This is a genomic window from Neisseria iguanae, assembly GCF_003013245.1.
In the GTDB taxonomy this organism is placed as follows: domain Bacteria; phylum Pseudomonadota; class Gammaproteobacteria; order Burkholderiales; family Neisseriaceae; genus Neisseria; species Neisseria iguanae.
In genome coordinates this window covers 1-2,070 of sequence record NZ_PXYY01000161.1, presented here as the reverse complement: position 1 = coordinate 2,070, position 2,070 = coordinate 1, and the positions used below count along the sequence as shown (strand labels likewise).

The window sequence follows — 2,070 nt, the reverse complement described above, 5'->3', positions numbered from 1 at the left end:
CCGCCTTTGTACTTTCGTGCATAAGCCCATGAAAACAGGGCGGTGCGCACGCCGCCGATGTGGAGGTAGCCGGTCGGGCTCGGGGCAAAACGGGTTTTGACGGTCATGATGGTTTTCCTAATGCGGTGTGTTCAGACGGCCCCGATTATGCTACATTATCCGGCAAACCTCATCTTTAAAGGACGACCCATGAAAAGATTTCTGACTGCCGCCGTGTTGGCGGTATCTGCAGCCGCCTATGCCGGTCCGGCCGAAGATGCCTTGTTGTCGGCGCAATCCGCTTACCGCAGCGCGCTGAAAGCCCGAAACGACAACGACAGTAAACTGATTACCCTGCAAAACAATTTGGCCGATGCGCAAAAACGTGCCCAACAGGCGCAGGAAGACATCGCCCGCCTGCAAAGCGAAATTCAAGCCGCATCTGCCTTGAAAACCGAGCAAACGGCTGCGTTGCAGCAAGCCGGCCGGCAGCTTGATTCGACTTGGAACGCCGTTTATGGTCCGGGCGGAACCAAAGACGCGCAATAACCGTCACCAAAAAAGGGAACCAGTAACCAGTTCCCTTTTTTATCCAATGGCTTAGAAACGTTCAACCGATTTTGGATCGGTACCGAAACGGTTCTCGCCCGGCATGCCGTCCAACACGGTAAAAATAAACATCACCGGCGTACCGATTAAAGGAATAAAGTTGAGCAGCGGCCACCAGCCTGAACGGTTTGTGCCGTGCAGCCGGCGTGCGGTGACCGCAATCGCCGGTAAAACACCGCCAACATGTAAACCAAAACAAGCAATCCGAAGCCACTTCTATATCAACCGTGCCGAATAAGTTACTGATGATGCTCAACAACACAATCGCAACTGCATTAAACAAGTTAAACATCCTATATTCTTTGCGGCGCGCGCGGCCGTGGAAGCCTACGTAGTTTTTCAATATCTTCAAATACCAAAATATGAATTTTTCCAAATATGGTTTATTCAAAAGCCCTCGGGCCGTATTTGCCATCATCATGTAATATTGCAAATTATCGGAAAAAGTCGGGTGGTTGACACTTTGATTATGCAGAACCGCTTTTGTTTTTTTTGCCGAAACGGTTGTTTATTGTTTTGTTTTTGGATTTTCGGACATTTTCAAGAACCGTTTTGTTCATCAGCCATTCCATATAGTCGTGGTCTGTGGGCGGAATCGTGTCGATGGCAAATGGAAGGTTTCGCAATCCAGAAGTAAAGGGTTATGCAGCCAGCTGCGCAGGATATAGAGAATATCGCCTGCTTCCAAGATCACTTCATATCGGCGGTTGCAGGTTCGGAAATATGCGGCAAATCTTTGCTTTGTTGCATATAGAACGGCATTTCGAAATTGGGGGCGGAAAGACTCCTTGCACGGCGAATACGTCGCGGGTATCCCGATGGTTTTTGTAGGAAGCGTCTTCGCCAAAGGTAAAGTAGCCGCTCACAATGGTATTGGCGTGTGCGAAGCAGGCAACCTGCCTGGCGATATTGTCGGTAAATGGCTTGTTGTTGATGCGGTTATAGACTAAGGTTGCACCGTCTTTCAGGTATTTGTACACAGCAGCTTTGTTGAAGCGGTGTCGCGTGCGGCCGGTGTCGTCGAAAGCTTCGACGTAATACTCTTTGGGAATTAGTGCGCCTTTGCGGAATTTGAACAATTCATCGGCAGGATTGGCGCGCTGGTATGTTTCGTTGATGCCACGCCAAGTGTCTTCTTTTAGTCAGGCAGGCTGACGGCTTGTTTGAACAGGTAGGGTTTTTGGTAACGGTATTCGCGGAAAAAAATTTCTTGCGGCATTTGAAAACCGATATTCAATTTCAACTCTTTTTGATTATGGTTTTATTTTGGGGCTGAGGCAGATTATCAGTCATATCAGACGGCAAAAATGAAGATAACCAATTGCAAATTAACAAAGAATACCCAAAGAAAACTTCTCCGGTTTTTCGTACCGGAAGCCACCGCCCGTGCAGCCGCTGATATTTTGGGTATCCAACCCGGTTGGGCTATGTTGTCCTACCGCAAAACCCGCCAAGCGGCTGCCTGTCATTTGGCGCAGGAAG

At 48.9% G+C, this 2,070-nt stretch carries 5 protein-coding genes and 2 pseudogenes; 2 read left to right on the top strand and 5 right to left on the bottom strand.

The features are described 5' to 3' along the window. Positions 1 to 107, bottom strand: a 107-nt coding sequence (locus C7N83_RS13720) for a glutamate--tRNA ligase family protein (protein WP_146135184.1), incomplete at its 3' end; no start/stop codon positions are given. A gap of 82 nt (positions 108 to 189) precedes the next feature. Here C7N83_RS13720 and C7N83_RS13715 point away from each other — a divergent pair. Next, positions 190 to 528 (top strand): hypothetical protein, encoded by a 339-nt coding sequence (locus C7N83_RS13715; RefSeq protein WP_106743269.1) that lies wholly within the window; start codon positions 190 to 192, stop codon positions 526 to 528. A 51-nt stretch (positions 529 to 579) separates the two neighbouring features. Here C7N83_RS13715 and C7N83_RS17190 read toward each other — a convergent pair whose 3' ends face one another. The 4 genes and pseudogenes from C7N83_RS17190 to C7N83_RS17175 form a co-directional block, all read right to left on the bottom strand. Next, complete coding sequence (locus tag C7N83_RS17190; RefSeq protein WP_245911243.1) at positions 580 to 729, bottom strand: DUF805 domain-containing protein; 150 nt, start codon at positions 727 to 729, stop codon at positions 580 to 582. A gap of 94 nt (positions 730 to 823) precedes the next feature. Next, positions 824 to 1,003: pseudogene (locus tag C7N83_RS17185) on the bottom strand (DUF805 domain-containing protein); the annotation flags it as partial. A 144-nt stretch (positions 1,004 to 1,147) separates the two neighbouring features. Beyond that, positions 1,148 to 1,282 (bottom strand): hypothetical protein, encoded by a 135-nt coding sequence (locus C7N83_RS17180; RefSeq protein ID WP_425437529.1) that lies wholly within the window; start codon positions 1,280 to 1,282, stop codon positions 1,148 to 1,150. A gap of 1 nt (position 1,283) precedes the next feature. Further along, positions 1,284 to 1,667 carry a JmjC domain-containing protein gene (locus C7N83_RS17175; protein WP_245911242.1) on the bottom strand — a complete coding sequence of 128 codons (384 nt, stop codon included), beginning with the start codon at positions 1,665 to 1,667 and terminating at the stop codon, positions 1,284 to 1,286. Positions 1,668 to 1,895: 228 nt separating this feature from the next. Here C7N83_RS17175 and C7N83_RS16430 point away from each other — a divergent pair. Continuing rightward, positions 1,896 to 2,070, top strand: a pseudogene (locus C7N83_RS16430) (IS1595 family transposase); the annotation flags it as partial.

Coding starts and splice junctions, on each gene's coding strand:
- C7N83_RS13715 (WP_106743269.1), top strand. CDS start 190: ATGAAAAGATTTCTGACTGCCGCCGTGTTGGCGGTATCTGCAGCCGCC.